23 protein-coding genes are annotated in these 21724 nt (G+C 73.7%); 10 read left to right on the forward strand and 13 right to left on the reverse strand.

Annotation, left to right across the window (positions count from 1 at the left end):
- Position 1 precedes the first annotated feature (1 nt).
- Entirely contained in the window at positions 2-430 is a 429-nt protein-coding gene (locus BT341_RS41730) for a hypothetical protein (protein WP_072482472.1), read from the reverse strand.
- Positions 431-595: 165 nt separating this feature from the next.
- Between BT341_RS41730 and BT341_RS41735 the strand changes: the two genes are divergently transcribed.
- Entirely contained in the window at positions 596-784 is a 189-nt protein-coding gene (locus BT341_RS41735) for a hypothetical protein (protein WP_072481451.1), read from the forward strand.
- Here BT341_RS41735 and BT341_RS41740 read toward each other — a convergent pair.
- On the reverse strand, positions 718-1218 hold the full coding sequence (locus tag BT341_RS41740) for a thioesterase (protein WP_245805277.1): 501 nt from the start codon (positions 1216-1218) through the stop codon (positions 718-720). The genes BT341_RS41735 and BT341_RS41740 overlap by 67 nt on opposite strands.
- A gap of 186 nt (positions 1219-1404) precedes the next feature.
- Here BT341_RS41740 and BT341_RS47175 point away from each other — a divergent pair, with 186 nt between their 5' ends.
- Both BT341_RS47175 and BT341_RS41750 read left to right on the forward strand, forming a co-directional pair.
- On the forward strand, positions 1405-1734 hold the full coding sequence (locus BT341_RS47175; RefSeq protein WP_072481452.1) for a hypothetical protein: 330 nt from the start codon (positions 1405-1407) through the stop codon (positions 1732-1734).
- A 110-nt stretch (positions 1735-1844) separates the two neighbouring features.
- Positions 1845-2612, forward strand: coding sequence for a GntR family transcriptional regulator (locus tag BT341_RS41750; protein WP_072481453.1), 768 nt, complete (start codon positions 1845-1847; stop codon positions 2610-2612).
- Here BT341_RS41750 and BT341_RS41755 read toward each other — a convergent pair.
- Genes BT341_RS41755 through BT341_RS41770 form a run of 4 tightly spaced genes read right to left on the reverse strand, consistent with a single transcriptional unit; the run spans position 2584 to position 6405 of the window.
- Positions 2584-3906 (reverse strand): hypothetical protein, encoded by a 1323-nt coding sequence (locus BT341_RS41755; RefSeq protein WP_072481454.1) that lies wholly within the window; start codon positions 3904-3906, stop codon positions 2584-2586. The genes BT341_RS41750 and BT341_RS41755 overlap by 29 nt on opposite strands.
- A complete protein-coding gene (locus BT341_RS41760) occupies positions 3903-4292 on the reverse strand; it encodes a PTS sugar transporter subunit IIA (protein ID WP_072481455.1) in 390 nt (129 codons plus the stop codon). Before BT341_RS41760 ends, BT341_RS41755 begins: the two co-directional genes overlap by 4 nt.
- Before the next feature lie 9 nt (positions 4293-4301).
- The gene (locus BT341_RS41765; RefSeq protein ID WP_245805278.1) at positions 4302-5909 is read right to left on the reverse strand and encodes a PTS system mannose/fructose/sorbose family transporter subunit IID; all 1608 of its coding nucleotides are present in this window, start codon (positions 5907-5909) and stop codon (positions 4302-4304) included.
- Positions 5910-5928: 19 nt separating this feature from the next.
- Complete coding sequence (locus tag BT341_RS41770; RefSeq protein WP_072481457.1) at positions 5929-6405, reverse strand: PTS sugar transporter subunit IIB; 477 nt, start codon at positions 6403-6405, stop codon at positions 5929-5931.
- 341 nt (positions 6406-6746) lie between these two features.
- On the opposite strand from BT341_RS41770, the gene BT341_RS41775 reads away from it, so the two are divergent.
- Together BT341_RS41775 and BT341_RS41780 are read left to right on the forward strand one after the other, a co-directional pair.
- Positions 6747-7691: an MBL fold metallo-hydrolase gene (locus BT341_RS41775; RefSeq protein ID WP_072481458.1), complete on the forward strand. Its 945-nt coding sequence runs from the start codon at positions 6747-6749 to the stop codon at positions 7689-7691.
- 44 nt (positions 7692-7735) lie between these two features.
- Positions 7736-8542, forward strand: coding sequence for a lipase family alpha/beta hydrolase (locus BT341_RS41780; protein WP_245805279.1), 807 nt, complete (start codon positions 7736-7738; stop codon positions 8540-8542).
- Here BT341_RS41780 and BT341_RS41785 read toward each other — a convergent pair.
- From BT341_RS41785 to folP, 4 genes are all read right to left on the reverse strand, one after another.
- A complete protein-coding gene (locus BT341_RS41785) occupies positions 8532-9374 on the reverse strand; it encodes an ABC transporter permease (RefSeq protein ID WP_072481459.1) in 843 nt (280 codons plus the stop codon). The two genes, BT341_RS41780 and BT341_RS41785, sit on opposite strands and share 11 nt — an antisense overlap.
- A complete protein-coding gene (locus tag BT341_RS41790) occupies positions 9371-10282 on the reverse strand; it encodes an ABC transporter ATP-binding protein (protein WP_072481460.1) in 912 nt (303 codons plus the stop codon). The genes BT341_RS41785 and BT341_RS41790 overlap by 4 nt, the downstream gene beginning before the upstream one ends.
- Positions 10279-11406, reverse strand: coding sequence for a hypothetical protein (locus tag BT341_RS41795; protein ID WP_072482473.1), 1128 nt, complete (start codon positions 11404-11406; stop codon positions 10279-10281). Before BT341_RS41795 ends, BT341_RS41790 begins: the two co-directional genes overlap by 4 nt.
- Before the next feature lie 464 nt (positions 11407-11870).
- Complete coding sequence (gene folP, locus BT341_RS41805) at positions 11871-12749, reverse strand: dihydropteroate synthase (RefSeq protein ID WP_072481461.1); 879 nt, start codon at positions 12747-12749, stop codon at positions 11871-11873.
- A 148-nt stretch (positions 12750-12897) separates the two neighbouring features.
- On the opposite strand from folP, the gene BT341_RS41810 reads away from it, so the two are divergent.
- The gene (locus tag BT341_RS41810; RefSeq protein WP_072481462.1) at positions 12898-13758 is read left to right on the forward strand and encodes a trypsin-like serine peptidase; all 861 of its coding nucleotides are present in this window, start codon (positions 12898-12900) and stop codon (positions 13756-13758) included.
- 64 nt (positions 13759-13822) lie between these two features.
- Here the strand turns inward: BT341_RS41810 and BT341_RS41815 are convergent, their stop codons facing one another.
- Entirely contained in the window at positions 13823-14650 is an 828-nt protein-coding gene (locus BT341_RS41815; protein ID WP_072481463.1) for a COG1361 family protein, read from the reverse strand.
- 176 nt (positions 14651-14826) lie between these two features.
- Positions 14827-15456, reverse strand: a complete 630-nt coding sequence (locus tag BT341_RS41820; protein WP_072481464.1) for a TetR/AcrR family transcriptional regulator — start codon at positions 15454-15456, stop codon at positions 14827-14829.
- 87 nt (positions 15457-15543) lie between these two features.
- On the opposite strand from BT341_RS41820, the gene BT341_RS41825 reads away from it, so the two are divergent.
- The 4 genes from BT341_RS41825 to BT341_RS41840 all read left to right on the forward strand — a co-directional run bounded on the left by BT341_RS41825 (position 15544) and on the right by BT341_RS41840 (position 19857).
- On the forward strand, positions 15544-17241 hold the full coding sequence (locus BT341_RS41825) for a TIGR03086 family metal-binding protein (protein WP_072481465.1): 1698 nt from the start codon (positions 15544-15546) through the stop codon (positions 17239-17241).
- A gap of 125 nt (positions 17242-17366) precedes the next feature.
- On the forward strand, positions 17367-18203 hold the full coding sequence (locus BT341_RS41830; protein WP_218177826.1) for a hypothetical protein: 837 nt from the start codon (positions 17367-17369) through the stop codon (positions 18201-18203).
- A gap of 23 nt (positions 18204-18226) precedes the next feature.
- Positions 18227-18823 (forward strand): TetR/AcrR family transcriptional regulator, encoded by a 597-nt coding sequence (locus tag BT341_RS41835; RefSeq protein WP_072481466.1) that lies wholly within the window; start codon positions 18227-18229, stop codon positions 18821-18823.
- An 11-nt stretch (positions 18824-18834) separates the two neighbouring features.
- A complete protein-coding gene (locus tag BT341_RS41840; RefSeq protein WP_072481467.1) occupies positions 18835-19857 on the forward strand; it encodes an LLM class flavin-dependent oxidoreductase in 1023 nt (340 codons plus the stop codon).
- Here BT341_RS41840 and kstD read toward each other — a convergent pair.
- Complete coding sequence (gene kstD / locus BT341_RS41845; protein ID WP_072481468.1) at positions 19854-21581, reverse strand: 3-oxosteroid 1-dehydrogenase; 1728 nt, start codon at positions 21579-21581, stop codon at positions 19854-19856. The two genes, BT341_RS41840 and kstD, sit on opposite strands and share 4 nt — an antisense overlap.
- Between the last annotated feature and the right edge of the window lie 143 nt (positions 21582-21724).

The raw sequence follows: 21724 nt of genomic DNA on the forward strand, positions 1-21724 counted from the left end.
GTCAGCCGGGGAACATCGTGTCGCGCGAAATCGCGTCGTTCCCGTCGAGCAGCAGGACTTCCAGGCCACCCCCGGCGACCTCGCCGTCGGCGACGCGCACGGTGCTCCACTCGAACTTGACGACCGGCCCGAGCCGGACGGCCGTGCCCCGGGTCCGGAAGGTGAATTCGCCGGTGGCGACGAACCGCTCGTAGCTGCGGCGCACCCGCGTCTCGATGGCCGCGTGACCGCGCGCCTCGAAGACAGGCGAGCCGAAGCCGAGCTCCGCGGCGACCCGCACCACCTCGGCCGGGGGCAGCAGGACGTGGACGCCGCCGGGCGCCCACAGCTCGTGGATCGCGGCCCGCCGGGCCTGCTCGCCGGGTTCGGTCCAGAGGGCGATGTAGCGGTCGGCCAGCGCCTGCGGGCCGAGCTTCGAGGATGTGCTCACGCCGCGATCGTCGGCCACCGGGCACCGGCCGCCAATTCCCCGCGGGGAATCACCGCGCCTCCACAAGGGACAGTCGGTGACCGGATGACCGCTGCGGGCAAAGGGAAGCGGATCGGAAGCCGGGTGCGGCAAGATCGGCGGCACCCGAACCTGAGGAGTCCCGCCATGAGAGCCCGTTTCGTCCAGGCCGTCATCGGCACGGCCTTCCTGGGCGCCCTCGTCCTCGCGCCCGCCGCCCAGGCGAGCGAGCCGCCGCCCCAGAACGGTCCCACCATCGGCGGCGGGCCCTACATCGGCGACGGCAAGCCGTTGGCCACGCCGCCCGCGGGCACGGCCAAGGCGGCCACCAGGTAGGCCGCGCGCAGGACGGCGTCGCGCAGCAGGGCGGCGCTGTCCCGCGCGCGGGCCGGGGCGAGCACGAACCCCGCGGTGGTGTGCTCCCCCCAGCCGGCCATCACCTGCGGCTCGCCGAAGCCGCGGATCGGGCACGGCAGCGGCGGCGCCGCCGGCACGTGCGCGTCGCCGGCCGGCAAGCTCACGTCGGCGCGCGCCGCCTGCTCCGGCACCGCCCGCGCGGCCCGGCCGGGCGGCGCCTGGTGCGCCACGACGAGTGCCCGCGGGACCCCCAGTCCCGCGGCCACCCGCCGCTGCGCCACCCGGTAGGCGACCAGGGCGCCGAGGCCCGCGCCGAACAGCACGTGGGGCCGCGAGGCGGCCGACGCGATCGACCGGTCCCTGACGGGGTTCCGCGACCTCGGGTCGAGCTTCGGCGAGGCAACGGCCCTCACGGCGTTGAGCGCGTTGCAGAACGCCCGCGGCGGACACACGGAGGCGGCCAGGACGGCGGAAGCGGCACTGGCCCAGGTCCGCCGCGACGGCGACCGCCAGGTGGAGGCGGCGGCCCTGATAGCGCTGGGCCGGCCCTCGGAGGCCGCCGGCGACCTCGCGACAGCGGAGCGGGTGCTGAGCGAAGCGTGGCAGCCGGCGGCGGATTCGGGGCTGCGCGGCCGGCTGGCGGAGGCATCGGCAACGCTGGCCTGGGTGCTGGCGGCGGCGGGCCGGGTCCGGAAGCGGGCGAGAAGGCGAGAACGGCCCTGGACGCGGCCCGCGCGGGCGGCTACCGGCTGCTGGAGGCCCAGGCCCTGCTCGGCCTGGCGGCGGTGGAAGGAGCGGCGGGCCGTTCGACGCTGGCCACCGGGACGGCGCGCGAGGCGCGGGGGCTGTACCGGTCCGCCGGGCACGTGACGGGAGAGGCGTTGGCGGAGCGGTTCCTGACGGAGCCGGCCGGCCGCGCGACCGGCTGAACCGGTTGCGGTCCAGAGCGGCCGGGGCGCCGGCCACCTCAAGGCCTGCCCCCAAAGGGTGAGGCCGCCTTCACCCACCACGCCCGGCCGCGGCGGGACATACTTGTCCCATGCCCCGCCCGAAACACGTCGCCGCGAGCGATCTCCGGCTTCCGGACGCTCTGCAGCCCGGGCGGCCCAAAGGCGACCAGCTCCGGGAGATCCTCGAAACCGCCGCCGTCGAGGCCGGTCCCGGACGGCTCATGCCGTCCGAGCGGTTTCTCGCCGAGCACTTCGGGGTCGCTCGCGGGACCGTGCGCCAGGAGGTGAACCGCCTGGTCGCCGACGGTGTCCTCTACCGGCGGCACGGCACCGCCACCTTCACCGCCGAGCGCCAGGCCGCGCACATCGACATGCTGACCTCCTTCACCGAGGACATGGAGGCCCGCGGCGTCGTCCCCAAGACGAAGGTCCTGCACGCCGAGGTCGAGCGCGCCGGCGCGCGGCTGGCCGGGCGGCTCAACGTGCCTCCCGGCGCCCGCGTCTTCCGGCTGGAACGGCTGCGCTACGTCGACGACGAGCCCTTCGCCGTCGAGCGCACCAACCTCTCCGTCGACCGGTTCCCCGGCATCGAGCTGTTCGACTGGGAGACGCAGTCGCTGCACCGCACCATCGAGGAACGCTGGGGCGTGCACGCCGAGTGGAACGACACCGCGATCTCCGCCGTCCTGCCCGACGCCGGCGACGCCGCCCTGCTCGGCATCGAGACCAGCCAGCCCTGCCTGATCATCGAAGGCACCCTCCACGACCAGAGCGGCGGCGTCATCGAGGCGGGCCGGTCCCTCTACCGCGCGGACCGCTACACCGTCTTCACGCAGGCGCGCCGGAACCCGCGCTGACGTGGTGCTTCCGGAGCAGCTTCAGGCAGTGCTCCACCAGCACGTCGGCGGCGTCGGGGCCGAAGAGCGTCACGTACGATTCGTACACCCGCTCGCGGTGCCCGTCGGCGTCCGGCAGGTACCCGAGGTAGCCGTCGGTGTAGCCGATCACCCGCGTGTGCCGGAACGGGCTGCCCCGGCGGATCCGCAGCCCCAGTGACGCGAACAGCTCGAACGGCGTGTGCAGCCACGCGATCTCCCCCAGCGACACGACGCTGACGGGCACCTCCGCGCAGCCCGTCGGCCGGTCGGTGGCCGCCATCGCCGCGAGCATCGCGCAGCCTTCGTAGCGGGTCTGCGCGATCCGGACGGCCGGGTGGTCCTCGCCGTGGCAAGCCAGCTCGCGCTGCCACTCGCGCTCGGCCGTCTGTCGCAGCTCCAGGCTGTCCTCGAGCGACGGCACGTCCCGGTAGGGCAGGTGCAGCGCCGACCGCGAGAGCCGGACCGGGCCGGTTTCGGCCGTGGCCGGGGCCGCCGCCAGCGTGCGCGCGATCGACGTCGCCAGGTGGCCGCCGAGCGTGCGGACCTCGTCGTGGCCGCGGCCGCGCCGGACGAACCGGGAGCTCGCGTCACCCGCCGCGCCCTGCAGGAACGCCGCGACCGGCTGCCCGATCAGCGCCGCCAGCTCGCGGCGGGTCGCGCCCGGCCAGTCCGCCGACCAGGCCAGGTTGTCGGGGCCGAGCACGGTCGGGTGGCTGGCGTAGTCGAACAGCAGCGCCGCCGGGGTGCCGTCGTCGCGGCGCAGCTCCAGCACGCCGAACGACGGGTCGTGCGGCCCGTCCGGCCGGTAGCGGTTGCTGCCGACGGCTTCGGTCGACCCCGCGTGCCAGCGGGCCCGCACCCGCCCGCGGCCGGCGCGCAGCCGCAGCGCGGCGCCGGCGACCGTCTCGGCCATCCGCCCGACCAGGCCGGCGTCGCGCTGCCCGGGCAGGCCCGGGTGCAGCGGGCCGGTCCAGCCCTCGGGCCCCGAATGCGTGTGCGACGCGCAGACCAGCACCCGCGCCGGGTCGATGCCGACCGCCGCGGCCACGGCGTCGGCGAGCGTGCGGGTCAGCCCGGCGTCGGCCGCGAGCGCGTCCAGTGCCAGCCACAGCACCCCGGGGTCGTCTTCGGTGGACAGCCAGATCAGCGACGCCTCGAGGTCGTCGTGCGTGCCGGTCGCGACGCCGTGCCGCGCCAGGTAGCCGCCGAGCGGGTGCCCGGGTCCCGGCGTGATCCGGACGTCCTGCGCGGCCAGCAGGAGCGGGGCGGTCACCAGGTGGATTCCAGGACGTCGACGACGCCGTCGCGGCCGGCGGCGCGGGCCACCCCGGCGAGCTCGGCGACGTCGCCGGTGGTGTGCAGCAGGACTTCCAGCAGCATCGGCAGGTTCAGCCCGGAGACCAGCTGCAGGCCCGGGCGCGTGGCCGCGAGCGCGCGGACGGCGTTGAACGGCGACCCGCCGTGCAGGTCGGCGAGCACCAGCGCCTCGGTGGCGTCGCCGAGCAGCGCGAGCAGCCGGACGCCGAACTCCTCCGGGCTGTCGCGCGGGCTCAGCTCGCAGACCTTCAGCCGCGACTGCGGGCCGAGGATCATTTCGGCCGCTTCCCCCACGCCGGAGGGCAGGCGGCCGTGCCCGGCCAGGACGATCGGGACGGACATGGCGGACTCCTAACTCTTCGCCGGGGCCGCCGGCGCGAACCAGCCGAGCCACCCCAGGACGACCCCGGCCACGACGACGACGGCGATGATCCAGACCGGCCGCAGCCGGGCCTTGACCGTGAGCAGGTAGACCCCGGCGGTGACGAGCACCGGCAGCAGGAACGGCAGCAGCTCGTCGAGCCGGTCCTGGATCGCGACCGACTGGGTCACCGGCTGCCCCTGGACGGTGGTGGTCTGCCGGTAGGTCAGCGTGGTGACGACCTTGACGATCGACGGGATGAACCCGCCGAGCACGACGAACCCGAGCACGGTCGCGCCCTGGGCGACGCGGGCGAGCGCCCCGGCGGCGAGGTGCCCGGCCAGCCGTTTCCCTTCCCGGTAGGCGAAGCCGAACTGCCAGCGCCGCACGAGCGCGTACGGCACGAGCACCATCACCGCGGCGAAGGCCGGGCCGAGCCAGTTGCCCTGCAGCGCCCACGAGGCACCCATGGTGAAGACGATGCTGTTGTACAGCGCGAAGACGACCGTGTCGCCGATGCCGGCCATCGGGCCCATCAGCGCGACCTTGGTGCTCGCGGCCGACTGCGGCGTGCCCGCCTCCTCCAGTGCGACGGTGGAGCCGAGGATCAGCGGGCCGCCGATGAGCACCGAGGTGTTGAAGAACTGCAGGTGCCGCTGCAGGCCGGCGGCGTAGCCCGCCTGGTCCGGGTAGAGCCGGCGCAGCGCCGGTTCCATCGCGTACGCGAACCCGAGCGCCTGCATCCGCTCGTAGTTCCAGGAGATCTGGCTCGCCCAGAAGTACCGGCGGAACACCCGCCGCAGGTCCTGCTTGGTCAGCCGGGAGTCCACTGTGGACTCCTCGGCGGTGCTTTCCGGGACGGCGATCGCCGGCTCGTCGCGCTTGAGCGTCACGTACAGCATCGCGACCGCGACGCCGACCAGCGCGATCCCGAGCAGCGGAAGGTGCAGGTAGGCGAACGCGACGAACCCGATCAGCAGCAGGTACCAGTACCGCGACAGCTCCATCATGCCGAGCAGCAGCGCGAACCCGACCGCGGGCAGCAGCGCGCCGGCGAGCGTCATGCCGTGCACGAACCCGGCCGGGATGCTCGCGGTGATGTCCTTGACCAGCCCGCCGGACGCGGCGAGCGCGGCGAGGAACGTCGGGATCGCGCGCACCGCGACCCACGGCACCAGGCTGATCCAGTGGATCGCGGCCAGGCCGCGCGCATTGCCTTCGGCGGCGTAGCCGTCGGCCCGGTGCACCAGCGCGGTGGTGATGATCTTGCCGACCGGGTCCAGCGTGGACAGCAGGATCGCCGCCGGCAGCCCGACGCCGATCCCGATCGCCGCCTGCGCGGCCGGTTCGCCGGCGGCACCGGCGGCCAGCGCGGTGCCGACGATCGCGCCGGTCTGGTAGTCCGGGATGGTCGCGCCGCCGTAGGTGTAGACGCCGAGCGAGGCCAGCTCCAGCGTCGCGCCGACCAGCAGGCCGAGCAGCGGGTGCCCGACGATCAGCCCGGCCACCGAGCCGGCGATCAGCGGGCGCTGGGCGTAGATGAGGAACGGGCCGAGCCCGTCGTAGGTGCAGTAGATCGCCCAGAGGGTCAGGGCCAACGCGACGAGCATGCTCCGGCTACAGCCCTTTCCGGTCGAGCAGGGGAACGAATTCCGCGGGTTTGTCCTGGGGCATCAGCTGCGTGACGAGCGGGACGCCCGCCGCCGCGAGCTTGCGGTAGCCGTCGGCCTCGTCCGCGGTGACCGCGATCGAGCGCGTGACCATCGTGTAGGCGGTGCCCGGCCGGGGCGCGACGTTGCCGACGTTGACGATCTCCGGCCGCAGCCCGCCGTCGACCAGGCGGAAGGCGTCTTCGGGGTGCTTCGCCAGGATCATGACGTCCGCGGCCACCGGCGCGGCCAGCGTGGCCTCGACCGTCAGCACCTCGGTGGGCAGGCCGCGCGCGGCCTGCGGGAGCAGCATCCGCTGCAGGTCGTCGGCGGCCACTTCGTCGTTGCAGACGAGCAGCCGGCGCACGCCGAGCCGCCGGGTCCACGCGACCGTGACCTGCCCGTGGATCAGCCGGTTGTCGATCCGGACGTGTGCCCCCGCCATAGTTCTCCTCCCGGCCAGGAGACAGACTGGTGCGTACCAGTATCTGTGTCAACACTGCCCGTGACCGGGGGCCGGAACCGGGGCTTCGCGCGGCCGACGGAAGGACCCCTCAGACCTTCCGTCGGCCCGCGTACGCGAAGCCCCCTCGATTCACCCGGACCCTCCCATAAAGGTATATACCAGTATGGACGTCCGGGTTCGGCTGTCAAGACCCGTACCGCTCAGCGGATCGGAAGATCGTTTTCGGTCGTGTGATCGAAAAATGTGCCGGGTGCCGCCGGGAAACGCGCAACCTGCCCGCGCCCCCGTCGTTAACGGTGCGTCAGTTCAGGGGAGGAACCATGCCTGCCGTCAGATCGAACATCGTCCCGCTGCGGCACGCGCGCCCGGGAGTGGTCGCGTACGTGAAGAGCCCGGCGGAGTGGTTCGTCTCGAACTGCGGCTGGATCCAGGGCAGCGAGGGCGTGGTCCTGGTCGACACCTGCGGCACCGAGCAGGCGACGCTGGAGCTGGTGCGCGACGTCCGCAAGTACGCGGGCGAGCAGGAGCTGACGGTCGTCGTCACGCACGCGCACGGCGAGCACCACAACGGCGTCGGGGTCGCGCTGCGCGACGGCGGGACGGCGCTGGCCGCGCCCGGCAGCGTCGAGCTGGTCAAGGCCGGCCCGCAGACCTACGGCAACGTCTTCACCTACACCCAGTGGGGCGTGCTGGAGCCGCCGGAACCGTCGGCGGTCCGCGCGGTGCCGGGGTGGCGGCGGCTGGACCTCGGCGACGCGGTCGCCGACGTGGTGGCGGTGCCCGGCGTCGCGCACACCGCGGGCGACCTGGTGGTGCACGAGCCGCGCTCGGGCACGCTGTTCACCGGCGACCTGGTGTCCATCGGCGACACGCCGCTGGCGGTGCACGGCTCGGTCCCCGGCTGGCTCGACACGCTCGACTGGCTGCAGGACACCTTCCGCCCGCGCACGGTCGTGCCCGGCCACGGCCCGGTGGCGACCCCCGGCCACAGCGCACTGCACGCGATGCGCGTCTACCTGGAGTGGCTGCTGGAGATGACCGCGCGCCAGCGGGACTTCACGAAGCTGGCGCACCAGGCGTCGCTGCGCTGGCCGTCGTGGCGCAACCCGGAGCGGCACATCGGCAACCTGATGCGCGCGTACGCGGACCAGCACGGCCGCAAGCTCGACGTGGATCTGGCGATCGACGCGGTCCTCGCCGCGGCGGGCGGCCGCATCGACCTGGACTGCGTGCTGGGCGGCGAACCGGTCCGCCGCATCTCGTAACCGCTTCACACCCGCGCGGCGGGGCCGGGGGTCATCATGGATCCGTGCGGATCACGGCCTGGTGGCGCGGCATCAGCCCGCGACGGCGGCTGCTGCTGAGCGGTGCCGGCGCCGCCGTGGTGACCGTGCTCGTCGCGGCCGTCGCCGCCACCACCGGGACCAGTGCCGCGCCGCGCACCGGCGTCCCCGACCAGAGCCGGCCCGGCCCGGTGCTGCTCGTCCCCGGCTACGGCGGCGGCCAGGGCGGCCTCGACGTGCTCGCCGCCCGCATCCGGCAGGCCACCGGCCGCAGCACCGAGGTCCTCACCCTGGCCGGCGACGGCACCGGCGACCTGCTCGAGCAAGCCGGCGTTCTGGCCGAAGCCGTCGAACGGGCGTACGCACGCGGAGCGCCTTCGGTCGACGTCGTCGGCTACTCCGCCGGCGGTGTCGTCGCCCGGCTGTGGGTCAGCCGCGAAGGCGGTGACCACCAGGCCCGCCGGGTCGTGACGCTCGGCGCGCCGATGCACGGCACCGGCCTCGCCGCGGCGGGCACCGCGCTCGACCCGGGTGCCTGCCCCGTCGCGTGCCGCCAGCTGGCGCCCGGCAGCTCGCTGCTGCAGGAGCTGGCGAAGGAGCCGATCCCGGCCACCCTGCCGTGGCTGTCGGTGTGGACCGAACGCGACGAGACCGTCACCCCGCCGGACTCGGCCCGGCTCGACGGCGCGGTCAACGTCGCCCTGCAGCAGGTCTGCCCCGGCAACCAGGCCCGGCACGGCGACCTGCCGACCGACCCCGCCGTCACCGCGCTGGTCCTGCAAGCCCTCGGCACCACGCCACTCGAAGCGCCGGCCGGGTGCCTCAGCTCGTGACGTCCTTCGTCGCGAAGTTCGCCCACGCGGCCCCGAAGAACACGACGATGTAGCCGGCCTGCAGCAGCAGCCCGTGGTCGATGTTGCGCCACAGCACCGGATCGCGGAAGAAGTCGATCCAGGACAGCCAGTAGTGCGTCGGCAGGTACGGCTTCACCGACGCCGCCGCGTCCAGGGTCTCCAGCACCGAGCTGGTGATCAGCACGGCCAGCCCGCCCAGCGCGGCACCGAGCGCCGAGTCGGTCAGCGTGGAGAGGAACACCGTGATCGCGGCGAACCCGAGCATCGACACGACGATGTACGAGACGGCGCCCAGCAGCCGCAGGCCCAGCGCGGACGAGCTGAGCGACTGCCCCGACAGCGACGTCACGCCGCTCGGCTGCCCGCCGGGCCCGGCGACCCCGGGCGTCCCGCCGGTGCCGAACAGGATCACTCCGAGCACGAGCGACGTCAGCACGACGATCACGATCGCCGCCGTCACGTAGACCGCCAGCGCCACCAGCTTCGCGCCGAGCAACCGGGTCCGGCCGACCGGGCGCACCAGCAGGTACCGCAGCGTGCCGCCGGACGCCTCGCCGGCGATCGCGTCGCCCGCGACCACCGCGACCGCGATCGGCAGGAACAACGGCAGCACCAGCGCGAGCGCGGCCGCCGGGAACAGCGCGCCGTCGCTCACCACGGCCGAGAGGAACGCCCCGCCCTGACCCGGCGGCGGCGCGAAGTCGGCCGTCGCCAGGAAGACGCCGACGATCGCGGGCAGCAGGCACAGCAGCAGCACGCTGACCCACACCCGCGGCCGCAGCGCGAGCTTCCGCAGCTCGACGCCGATCATCCGGCCGCGCCGAACCGGTCCGACCCCGGACCCGTCACGTCGAGGACGACCTGTTCGAGCGTCCGCTGTTCGGCCTGGATCGACCGCACGCGCACGCCGGCTCCGACGAGCAGCGCGTTCAGCGCCGCCGGGTCGCCGTGCCGGATGACCAGGCGATCGCCGTCGCGGGACTCCAGCTGCCCGTCGAGCACCGTGGCCGCCGCCGCCGCGTCCGGCGTGCCGACCAGCACCCGGCCGGTCGCCGCCCGCAGCGTGGCCAGCTCTTCCTCCAGCACGAGCCGGCCGCGGTCGACGACCCCGACGCGCGTGCACAGCTGCTCGACCTCGGCCAGCAGGTGGCTGGACAGGAACACCGTGGTGCCGGCCCGGTTCAGCTCGGCCAGCAGCTCCCGGATCTCCTTGATGCCCTGCGGGTCGAGGCCGTTCGTCGGCTCGTCGAGGACCAGCAGCCGGGGTTGCCGCAGCAGCGCGCCGGCGAGCCCGAGGCGCTGCCGCATGCCCAGCGAGTACGCCTTCACCGGCCGCCGGTCGACCCCGCCCAGCCCGACCCGGTCGAGGGCCTCCTCGATCCGGCGCCGCCGGGTCCGCCGGCCACCACCGCGCCCGGCGGCGTCGAGCAGCGCGAGGTTCCGCCGTCCGGACAGGTGCGGGTAGGCGGCCGGGCCCTCGACGAGCGCGCCGACGTCCGGCAGCACTTCGGCGACCCGCTTCGGCACCGGCTTGCCCAGCACCTCGATCTCCCCGCTGGTCGCGTAGACCAGGCCGAGCAGCATCCGGACGAGCGTGGTCTTGCCCGAGCCGTTCGGGCCGAGGAAGCCGTATCGATCGCCTTCGCGGACGGCCAGGTCGACGGCGTCGACGGCCACGGTGGTCCCGTAGCGCTTGGTCAGCGCGCGCGTGACGATCATCGGCCGCTCCGGCGCGGCCGGGACAGCTCGTCGGCGACCGTCTTCAGCACTTCCGGTGTCACGGTCCCGGCCAGCAGGTACGTGCGGCGGTAGACCGGCGAGCGGACGATGGCCAGCGACAACGGCGTGATCGACAGCTGGACCACGCTCCCGGCGGCCAGCTTGACCTGTACCGCGCCGGCCTTCCCGGCGGCTTCGGCCGCCGCGTTCCCGACCGCGCGGGGCACGGCCACCACCGCGAACGCGGCCAGCCCGGTGCCGTAGAGGGCGGCGCCCTCGACCCCGCCGAAGTCCGAGGACACCACCGGGCGGCCCGCCAGCGTCGGCGGCAGCTCGACCTGGCCCAACGCGCCGAGGACGGCCGAGACGTCCGGCGCGCTCGCGACGGTGAAGCCCGAGCCGGGCACCGGCCGCGGCGCCTCGACGACCGGGGCCGTCTGCGCCAGCTGCCGGAACTCGGTGACGAGGATCGGGGCGCGCTGCCCGCGGGCGCTCACCTCCACGCGCACCGGCAGGCCGGTCGCGGGATCGGCCCAGACGTCGACCTGCCCGATCGTCGTGGCCGGGTCGGCGGGCACGAGCCGCAGCCCGGACGCGGCGACCCCGGCGACGTTCCGCCCGGGCAGCGCGGTCACCGGGTCGCCCTGCGCCGCACGGAGGATCCGGCGCGCGAGCTCGGGCGGCAGCAGGTCGCCGGCGCGCGGCAGCCGGACGGCGGGCTCGCCGATCAGCTCGGTCAGCGTGTCGTCGCCGTAGTCCCAGGTGTATTCGCCGTCGGGCAGCCGGGAGACGTCGTGCTCGCCGGCGGTGCCGAGGATGTCGACGCGGTAGCGGTCGGGCCCGGCGTACCACGCGCGCATCGGCGTCCGCATCGAGAACAAGGCGGTGACCGGCGCGAGGTTCGGCAGCTCCGGCAGGGCGAGCGAGCCGGCGCTTTCGGCGTAACCCTGGTAAGGCCGTCCGGCGGACTGCAGCACCAGTGCCCGCAACCGCGCGGGGTCGACGGACGCACCCGCCGGCGCCAGCGCGGCGACGACCGACGGCAAGGCCACGAGCACCACGGCCACGGCGGCGACGACCGCCCACCGGCGCCGCTTTTCGTGCCGCACCACCGAGGGCGTCATCGGCATCACCTCTTCGTCCTTTGTACGCCATGGTCGCGGGCACCGGCTGGGTCAGCCGCTCAGGACTTCCCGCGCACCCCGCACCTCGCGCCGGCGACCGCCTCGCCTTCTTCCACGGAACCGCCTTGCTGTGGCGGGCGGCTACCCGGCCGCCCGGCGGTTACTCGACGCGGGTGAACCGGCGGATTCTCCCGCCACCGCCGGACGACCACGTCGACTACCGCGCCGCTGCCCTGGTCTACATGCGCGCCGGCACCTCACCCGGGCGGCGAGGGGTGGCTGGCGCTGCCGGACCTCGCGGAACACCACGGCCTGCGCACGCGCGACGAACTGCCCGGCTGACCGCGGCGGCGGGACTGCGCGTGGTGACGCGGGCGGACACGCCGCCACTGCACCCCCGCGCGCTCGACCCGCCGACCCGCTGCACCGGGCCAGGGCCGCGGAAGTGACGTCGCACTGGCGGCTCAGTCCTTAGTGGACACCAGGCCCGCGACCGCCTCGACGGCTTCCCGTGTCTCGCGGACGTTGTGGGCGCGGAAGACCGCGGCACCGGCGTGCGCCGCGATCGCCGTCGCCGCGAGGGTGCCCGCGAGGCGGTCGTGGGCTTCGACGTCGAGGGTCTCGCCGATGAGGTCCTTGTTCGACAGCGCGACGAGCACCGGCCAGCCGGTCGCCACCAACCGGTCGAAGTGCCGGAGCAGCTCCAGGCCGTGGCGGGTGCTCTTGCCGAAGTCGAAGGTCGGGTCGACGAGGATGCCTTCGCGCGGTACGCCGGCCGCGACGGTCCGCTCGGCGGCCGCGGTCAGCTCCGCGACCACGTCCGCGACGACGTCGTCGTAGCGCGGCCAGAACGGCCGCTCCGGGGTCGGCGCGGGGTACGGGTCGGTCCGCACCGGCATGCCTCCGACGTGCGAGCACACGTAGCCCGCGCCGAACTCGGCGGCGACCTCGACCAGCTCCGGGTCGGCGCCGGCCCAGGTGTCGTTGAGCAGGTCGGCACCGGCCTCGCAGACCCGGCGGCCCACCTCGTGCCGCCACGTGTCGACGCTGATGACCAGGCCCGGGTGGCGTTCCCGCACCTCGGCGACGAACGGCACGACCCGCCTGCTCTCCTCGTCGACGTCGACTTCGGGGCCCTCGCCCGCCTTCACCCCGCCGATGTCCACGATGTCGGCGCCCGCCTCGACCGCGCGGTCGACCGCGTCGCGGGCGGCGTGCCCGGCGAAGGTCGCGCCCTTGTCGTAGAACGAGTCGGGGGTGCGGTTGACGATGGCCATGACCAGCGCGCGGTCGCCGGGCATGCGACGGCCGCGGAAGACCATCTCCGGCCGGTGTGACGTCATGCCACTCACCCTGCCAGGTCACGACCGGGCCCGGAACGGCGCCCGCCGTCACCCGGCCGCCTCATCGGTGACTCACAGGCTCTGTGAAGTCACTGTGGATCGGCGTTCCCGTGCTGCCGGATCGCCGCCGCTGTGGTGATCTGGACGGGTGGCGATCAAGTTCCTGAGGTCCGCGTTCGCGGCCGGGGCGACCGTGCTGGCGCTGGGCGCCGGCCTGGTCGCCGGCACGGGCACGACCGCCGACGACGCCTACGCCGAGGGCGTCCCGGCCACCACCACCGCGCCGGCTCCGGCCGCCACCGCGGCCGCGCAGTCTTCCCCGGCCGCGCAGTCTTCCCCGGCCCCGGCCGCTTCCGCCGTCCCGCAGTCTTCCCCGGACCTGGCTTCCTCCCCGGCACCGGCGCCCGCCTTGGCTCCGGCGAAAACCGTTTCCCCGGTCGGCGCGCTGTTCGCGAACGGAAGCCATTTCTGCACCGCGAGTGTCGTCCATTCACCCGGCGGCGACCTGGTACTGACGGCCGCGCACTGCGTCCGGGACGGAATGTCCTTCGCCCCGGGATATCACGACGGAATCGCGCCGGCAGGAATGTGGACCGTCACCGCCGTCGCCGTCGCGAGCGGCTGGACCGCCTCGGCCGACCCGGATCTCGATTTCGCGTTCCTGACCGTCCGGCAGCCCGGCACGACGGCGTCGCTGGAAAGCCTCACCGGCGCGAACACGCTCGGCGTGAACCGCGGATTCGAGCACCGGATCACCCTCACGGGCTACCCCGACACGACCGATTCCCCGGTCGTCTGCACCGGCACCACGACCCGGTCCGCCCCCTACCAGCAGCGCGTGGCGTGCCCCGGTTTCCCGGACGGCACCAGCGGCGGCCCGTGGGTGACCGGCGGCGAGGTCATCGGCGTCATCGGCGGCTACCAGCTCGGCGGCGACACCCCGGACGTCTCCTACAGTCCCTACTTCGACGACGACATCGCGAAGCTGTACGCCTCGGTCACCGGCTGAAAACGCGGACCGGGCCCGCGTCCCTGGCGGAGGACACGAGCCCGGTTCACCTCTTCGCGGACCTTCAGCAGGTCACGATGAGCCCGGTGAGCGCCGAGCACGTCTTGGCGGCGCTGTCGTTCGCGGCGTTGGGATCCGCCGGCGAACTCGCCGTGCGCTGCACGGTGGTGGCGTAGGAACCGAGGGCCAGCAGGCCGCCGTTGAGCGAGAACTTCGCGGTCGTCGAAGCACCCGAAGCCAGCGAAGCGACGTCGCAGTTCAGCGTCCGCGTGGTACCGGCAGTGGCACATCCCGTCCCGCCGGCGAACGACAGCCCCGGCGGATACGTTGCCACGACCCGGATTCCGCTCGCCGCGGACGGGCCGTCGTTCGTCACGGTCAGCGTGTAGTCGATCCGCGCGTTCAGCCCGCCGTGCCCGGACGCGGCCAGCGCCACCTTGACGTCGGCGTTGGTCGCCGGGTTCGCGATCGTGACCAGCGGCCCGCCGAGGATCTCGAAGGCGTAGTTGTCGCCGACGAACTGGTGCTGCAGCGTGAACTGGCCCGGCGTCGCGGTGTCCTTGACCCGCAAGGTGAACACCGCCGTCCGGGTGCCGCCCGGCTCGAGGTTGCCGAAGGGCGCGCGGTAGCTGCTGCCGGCCTGGAAGCAGCCGAGCTCCGTCACGCCGGTGCAGGACACGAGGTCGGCGATGTCGGTGATCGGCGTCGGCGAGCCGTAAATGGCGGCCTTCGCATACGACACCGTGAAATCGCGGTCGTTGTAAATGGTTTCGGAGACGGTGAAAGTCTGTCCCGGAAGCAGGGTGGTGGGACTGATTTCGACCGAACTGGACGGCGGCACCGCCTGCGCGGCGGGTGCCATCGCGATGAACGCCGTGGCCAGTGCGGCCACCGCAGACAGAATCGTGGTCCGTCGCCAGCTTCGTTGCATAGTCGTGATCTCGCTGTTCCGGTCCGGGGAATGCCGCTCTGACGGGTACTGCACGGTCTTTGTGGACATCCGACGCTGATCAGTCGTCGCACTCCCGGAATTCGTTACCGCCATCCGGACGTCGCCGCGCACCGCCGTCAGGACGGACGCCAGCGGCCGTTCATCTCACCGGGCCGCGGCGGCGGGCCCGGCAGGTCCGGCCCCTCGCCCGCCGCCAGCCCGCCGACGAGCATCGCCAGGTACCGGCGGCGCAGCTCGGCGGTGCGGTCCGGGTCGTCGACGCGGATCGCCGCGCAGCACTCGAGGATCATGCCGAGGTCCTCGGTGACGGCGTCGTGGCGCAGCCGCCCGGTCTCGCGCGCCCGCTCGACCAGGCGCGCCGACAGCTCACCCGCCCGCCGCGCGTCGTCGCCCATCTCGGCGGTCGGGGTGAACGTGCCGGCGAGGTGGACGGTCAGCGAGTGCACGTCGGCGTCCACCACCCGGCCGAGGAACTCCGTGAGCGCCTTCCAGCCGTCGGGCTCCTCGGCGGCCGCCTCGGCTTCGGCGATGTAGCGGCGCAGGCCGTCGTGGCAGAGCCGGCTGAGCAGCGCCTCTTTGCTGGGGTAGCGCCGGTAGAGGGCGCTGATGCCGACCCCCGCGCGCTCGGCGACCTGGGAGATCGGCGCTTTCGGATCGCGGAGGAAGACCTGGCGGGCGGCGTCGAGGATGACGGAGTCGTTGCGGGCGGCCTGGGCGCGGCGGCCCGGCAGGGCGGTCTCGGGCATGCGCCGAGAGTAACACTGGAACGGATCATTCCGCTCTGCTACAGTTCGGAACGAAGCATTCCGTTCCATCATCACGAGGAGCCAGTCATGACGGTCCCCGCCCTTCGCCCCTTCCGCGCCGAGATCCCGCAGTCCGCCCTGGACGACCTGCAGGCGCGGCTGCGCCGGGCGCTCTGGCCGGACGACCTGCCCGCCGAATACGGCGTCACGAACGAGCGGGTCCGCACGCTGGCCGAGTACTGGCTGACGGAGTTCGACTGGCGGGCGTTCGAGGCGCGGCTGAACGCGTACCCGCAGTTCGTCACCGAGATCGACGGCGAGACGATCCACTTCCTGCACGTCCGGTCCTCCCGCGCCGGCGCGACGCCGCTGGTGCTGACGCACGGCTGGCCGGGCTCGGTCGTCGAGTACCTCGACGTCATCGGCCCGCTCACCGAACCGGAGTCGCCGGACGCGCCGGCGTTCCACCTGGTGATCCCGTCACTGCCGGGCTTCGGCTTCTCGGGCCCGGTCCGCTCGGCGGGCTGGGACCGCTACCGCACCGCGCGGGCGTGGGCGGAGCTGATGGACCGGCTGGGTTACGAGTCGTACGGCGCCGTCGGCAACGACGCCGGGTCGATGATCTCGCCGGAGATCGGCAGGCTGGCGCCGGAGAAGGTCCTCGGCGTGCACGTCACGCAGCTGTTCTCGTTCCCCTCCGGCGACCCGGCGGAGCTGGCGGACCTGAGCGAGGCCGACCAGGCCGCGCTCGCCCACCTCCAGTGGTTTTACGAGAACATGTTCTCCTTCAACCAGCTGCACAGCCAGCAGCCGCACACGCTGGCCTTCGCGCTGGCCGACTCGCCGCTGGCGTTGCTGGCGTGGAACGCGCAGCTGTTCGGCGAGCACCTCGACGCGGAGTTCGTCGTCGCCAACGTGGCGCTGTACTGGCTGACCGGCACGGGCGGCTCGTCGATCCGCTTCTACTTCGAGGAAGCGCACACGGCGTCGCACCCGGAGGGCCCGACGACGGTGCCGACCGCCCTGGCGATGTTCGCGGGCGACTTCCAGTCGATCCGCCGGTTCGCCGAGCGCGACCACGCCAACATCGTCAGCTGGCACGCCTACGACGTCCGGCCGGGCAGCGGCGGTCCCCGCGACGCGGCCGGCCACTACGCGGCGCACGAGGCCCCGGAGGTCCTGGTGCCCGACATCCGCCGGTTCTTCGCCGGGCTGGTCCGCCCGTGGCCGCTGCTGGCGTCGGCGCACGAGGCCCTGCGCACGGCGGTCGCGGGGGTGACGGACGGGACGCTGCCGACGCCGTGCGCGGACTGGACGGTGACCCAGGTGATCCACCACGCGGGCGGCGACCAGCTGGCGTACGCGGCGTCGATCACCGGCCAGGCGGGCCCGGACTTCAACCCGTTCGCCCCGTCGGGCGAGCCGGCGGACACGGCGAGTTTCCTGGAGCCGAAGCTGGCCGCCGCGGCGGCGGCGTTCGCGACGGTGTCCCGCGAGGCGACGGCGGTTCCGACGCCGTTGCCGCAGGGACCCCTCCCGGCGGCGACGGCGGTGGCCGCGGCGGCGTTGGACGCGGCGGTGCACGCGTGGGACATCGCGGTCGCGACGGGTCAGGCGTCCCCGCTGACCGCGGAGCTGGCCGAGGCCCTGCTGCCGGCGGCGAAGGAGCTGACGCCGCCGTTGCGCGGCTTCGCGTACGCACCGGCGCTGGACGGCGAAGCGGGCGACGACGTGGTGTCGGAGCTGCTGCGGTACCTGGGCCGCGACCCCGAGTGGAAGGCGTAAGGAGCTTTCGGCGACGGCGCCGGGTCCCCCCGGCGCCGTCGCTCCACAATGGACTCGGCGCGCTCGCGCGCGGCCGCTCCGAAAACCCTTTGCCCCCAACACTTGGCCGCCCCTACCCTCACCGCATGACGATCCGGCCCTTCCGTTGGGACCTGGTGCGTCCCGACCAGGTCGGGACGCTCCTCGACCGCACGCCCCCACCACGCCTGTGGTTCCTGCCCGACCTCACCGTCTGCGCCGCCAAGGTGCTGGCCCGCTGCGGGGACGGGGAACTCCACTTCGTCGGCCGCTCGCTCGACAGCATGCACGACCTGCTCGGCGGCGCTCTCGAACGCACCTCCTGGCACGACCGCCTACACCGGCTCCCGCTCTCCCTCAAGCCGCGCGAGGCGTTCGGCCGCCGCGAGACCCGGTTGCTGCGCGAGCACCTCGCCGAAGGCGGAATCACGCCCCACTCGCTCGCCCGCGGGACCCGGTCCACCGTCTTCGTCGACCTCGTCTTCGAAGGCGACACCTTCACCGAGCTGTACTACCAGCTCCGGCAGTGGATCGACGACGAACGCGAGGCGTGGCAGGTGATCCGGCGCAAGCTGCGGTTCCTCGGCGTCACGCTCCGCCAGCCCACCCGGCCCGGCGCCTGGCGCTGGCAGGAGGACGTCGCCTGGACGCGGGAGCTGCCCGCCTCCGCCGTCCGCAACGTGTCGCTCGCCCGCGACGTCTGGTACTACTTCGCCGACGACCAGCCGAAGGTGACGCCGTCGTTTCCGCGGCAGCGGTGGACCGACGAGACCGTCACGGTCCCCGGCCACGGCAAGCCGGTCCGGCGGGCACTGGCCGAAGCGTTCGCGCTCGTCGACGCCGGACGGTCCGCCGCGGTACGGGACCGGCTCGTGCGGACGATCTCCGGCGAGCCCGCGATCGCCGGGCCGTGGCTGCGGGCGCTCGTCACCGAACTGCGCTGACCCGCGGCCGGTACGGTGTCGCCATGACGCGCAAGGCGGTGGCGGTCCGGCGGGAGGAGATCGTGCTCGCCGCGCTCGGGCAGATCCGCGCGCGGGGCATCGCCGGCGTGCGGGCCGCCGACGTCGCCAAGGCCCTCGACGTCAGCACGGCCTTGGTCTTCTACCACTTCGGCACCCTGGAAGCGCTGGTCATCGAAGCCTTCCGGCACGCCGCCGAGACGCAGCTGGCCGCCCTGCGCGACGAGCTGGACCGCACCGGCCCGGTCGAAACCCGCCTGCGTGCCGTCCTGGCGCTCTACGGCCCCACCGGCTCCGGCGACTGGCGGCTCTGGATCGAGGCGGGCGCCGCGGCGATGCGTGACGAGCGGCTGCGCGCGGTGCTGCAGCGCCTCGACCGGCGATGGCGGGACGCGGTGGTCGCGCTGATCACCGAGGGCGTCGCGGCGGGCCGGTTCCGCTGCCCCGACCCGTACGGCGCTGCGTGGCGGCTGACCGCCCTGCTCGACGGGCTCGCCGTACAGGTCGTCACGCGCGACGGCACGGTCACCGCCGGCGACTGCGCCCGCTGGGTCGCGCAGGCCGTGACGTACGAGCTGGGAACGAATCAGCCCGCAAAGTAGTTGAACGTTGTATGAAACTCGGCATCTACAGCTTCGGCGACCGCGCGCCGGACCCGCGGACCGGCGAGCAGCTGTCCGTCGCGCGGACGCTGGCCAACACGCTGGAGCGCATCAAGCTCGCCGACGAGCTGGGCCTCGGCTTCTACGGTCTCGGGGAGCACCACCTCGACCAGTACGCCATCTCCAGTCCGGGCACCGTCCTGGCCGCGGCCGCGAGCGTCACCAGGCAGATCACCCTCAGCTCCGCCGTCACCGTGCTGAGCACCGAGGACCCGGTCCGCCTCTACCAGCAGTTCACCACGCTCGACCAGCTCAGCCACGGCCGCGCCGAGCTGCTCGCCGGGCGCGGGTCGTTCACCGAGTCGTTTCCGCTCTTCGGCCACGACCTCGGCGACTACGACGAGCTGTTCGAAGAGAAGCTCGCGCTGCTGCTGCGCATCGACCGCGAGGACCCGCTGACGTGGTCGGGCAAGTTCCGGCCACCGCTGGAGAACGCGCGGATCCTGCCCCGGCCCTACGGCGAGCACCTGCGCATCTCGGTCGGCACCGGCGGCCACCCCGAGTCGTCGATCCGCGCCGGGCTGCTCGGCCTGCCGGTGGTGTACGCCGTGATCGGCGGACGGCCGGAGCGGTTCGCCCCGCTCGTCGACCTCTACCGCCAGGCCGGCGAGGCGGCCGAGCAGCAGGACCTGCACGTCACCATGGGCGCCATCGGCTTCATCGCCGGGAACTCGCAGGACGCCAAGGAGAAGTTCTACCCGTACTGGCTCGAGACGATGAAGTACGGCGCCCGCGCCCGCGGCTGGGCGGTCCCGAGCCGCGCCGAGTACGACGAATACACCCGTGGCGCGCAGGCGTTGTTCGTCGGCAGCCCGCCGGAGATCGCCGAGCGCATCATCGAGGTCGGCAAGCTCACCGGCGCCGACCGCTACGCGATGCAGATGGACTGGTCCGGCGTGCCGCACGCCGACGTCATGAAGGCCGTCGAGCTGCTCGGCACCGAGGTCCTTCCCTTGGTGGAGAAGGAGTTCTAGACGTCGTTCCCGGCGATGTAGCCGAACGTCATCGCCGGGCCGATGGTCGAGCCGGCGCCCGCGTAGCTGTGCCCCATCACCGCCGCGCTCGCGTTGCCGGCCGCGTACAGGCCGGGAATCACCGAGCCGTCCGGGCGGAGCACCCGTGCCCGGGCGTCGGTGCGCATCCCGCCCTTCGTGCCCAGGTCACCGGGCACGATCTTGAACGCGTAGAACGGCGGCGCCCACAGCGGCGCGAGGCACGAGTTGGGCAGCACCAGCGGATCCGTGTAGTAGTGGTCGTACGCGCTCGCGCCGCGGTGGAAGTCACTGTCCACTCCGGACCACGCGAAGCCGTTGAACCGATCCACTGTGGACTTGAGTGCGCCGGCCGGGACGCCGATCTTCGCGGCGAGGTCCGGGACGCTCGGCGCCTTGAAGACCGCGCCGGCGGCGTACCACGAGTCCGGCAGCGGCAGCAGCGGCGGCGTGTCGCGGAACAGGTACTTGTTCCGGTAGTTCTGGTCGACGATCAGCCACGCCGGGATGTCCGGGTCGCCCGGGTCCCGGTCGTACATCACGTGCACGACGTCGCTGTAGGGCGCGGCTTCGTCGACGAACCGCCGTCCGGCCTGGTCGACGATCAGGCCGCCGGGCAGGGTGCGCTCGGCCAGGCAGAAGTACGGGTCGCCGGGGATCGGGATGGCCGGGCCCCACCACGCGTCGTCCATCAGGTCGAGCGCGGCGCCCGCGCGCAGCCCGGCGCGGTGCCCGTCGCCGGTGTTCTCCTTGGCTCCCACCGTCCACGCGGTGCCGATCGGCTGCCGCTGGTACTGCGCGCGCATCGCGGCGTTGTGCTCGAACCCGCCCGAGCCGACGATCACACCGCGCCGGGCCCGGACGAGCCCGTCCGGGACGAGCACCCCGGTGACGGCGCCGTTTTCGACGTTCAGGTCGACGAGCGGGGTGTTCAGCAGCACCGGGACGTTCGCCCGCAGCAGGCCGGCGCGCAGGCCGGCGGCGAGCGACTGGCCCATCGTCAGCGGCTTCTGCCCGGCCAGCGCGGCGGCCGTGCCGCGGGCGAGGCATTCGGCGGCGACCGCGGCGCCCTTCGCGTTCACCGCGGCGAGGTTCAGCCACTTGTAGTCGGCGCTGAACACCACGAGCCCGGGCGGCGTCGCGAGGTAGGGCGGGTTCAGGTTGGCCAGCTCGGCGCCGAGGACGGTGCCGTCCAGCTGGTCCGGCTCGATCGAGCGGCCGTTCGGCAGCCCGCCCGGCAGTTCCGGGTAGTAGTCGCTGTAGCCCGCCATCCAGCGGAACCGCAGCGGGCTGTTCGCCATGACGAAGGCGATCATCTCCGGGCCGTTGCGCAGGAACGCCTCCTGGCGCGCGGCCGGCACGTCCGGCCCCACGACGGCGGCGAGGTACTGCGCGGCCTTCGCCGGCGTGTCCGGTACGCCCGCGGCGAGCAGCACCGGGTTGTTCGGGATCCAGATGCCGGCGCCGGAGCGGGCCGCGGAGCCGCCGAACGTCGGCGCCTTCTCGAGCACGACGACGCTCAGCCCGCGCTTGGCCGCCGTCAGCGCCGCGGTCATGCCCGCCGCGCCGGACCCGGCCACGACGACGTCGTACTCGCCTGCCGGTGGCGCGGCGGAAGCGGGCGTCGCGAGCCCGGACGTCACGGCGAGGCCCACGCCCGCCGCGGTGCCGCGCAGGATCTGGCGGCGGGTCAGGTCGGCATCCATGGCGCACTCCTCGCTCGCGGAACGGCGAAGGTCATGGTGTCGGGACACCCGCAGAACTGGAACGTGTTCTACCCGCATGGAGCAGCCCCCGGCGTCCGGATTCCGCCGGTGGCCTCAACACATGGCGACATTTGCGCGACAAG

This window comes from Amycolatopsis australiensis (assembly GCF_900119165.1).
GTDB lineage: Bacteria > Actinomycetota > Actinomycetes > Mycobacteriales > Pseudonocardiaceae > Amycolatopsis > Amycolatopsis australiensis.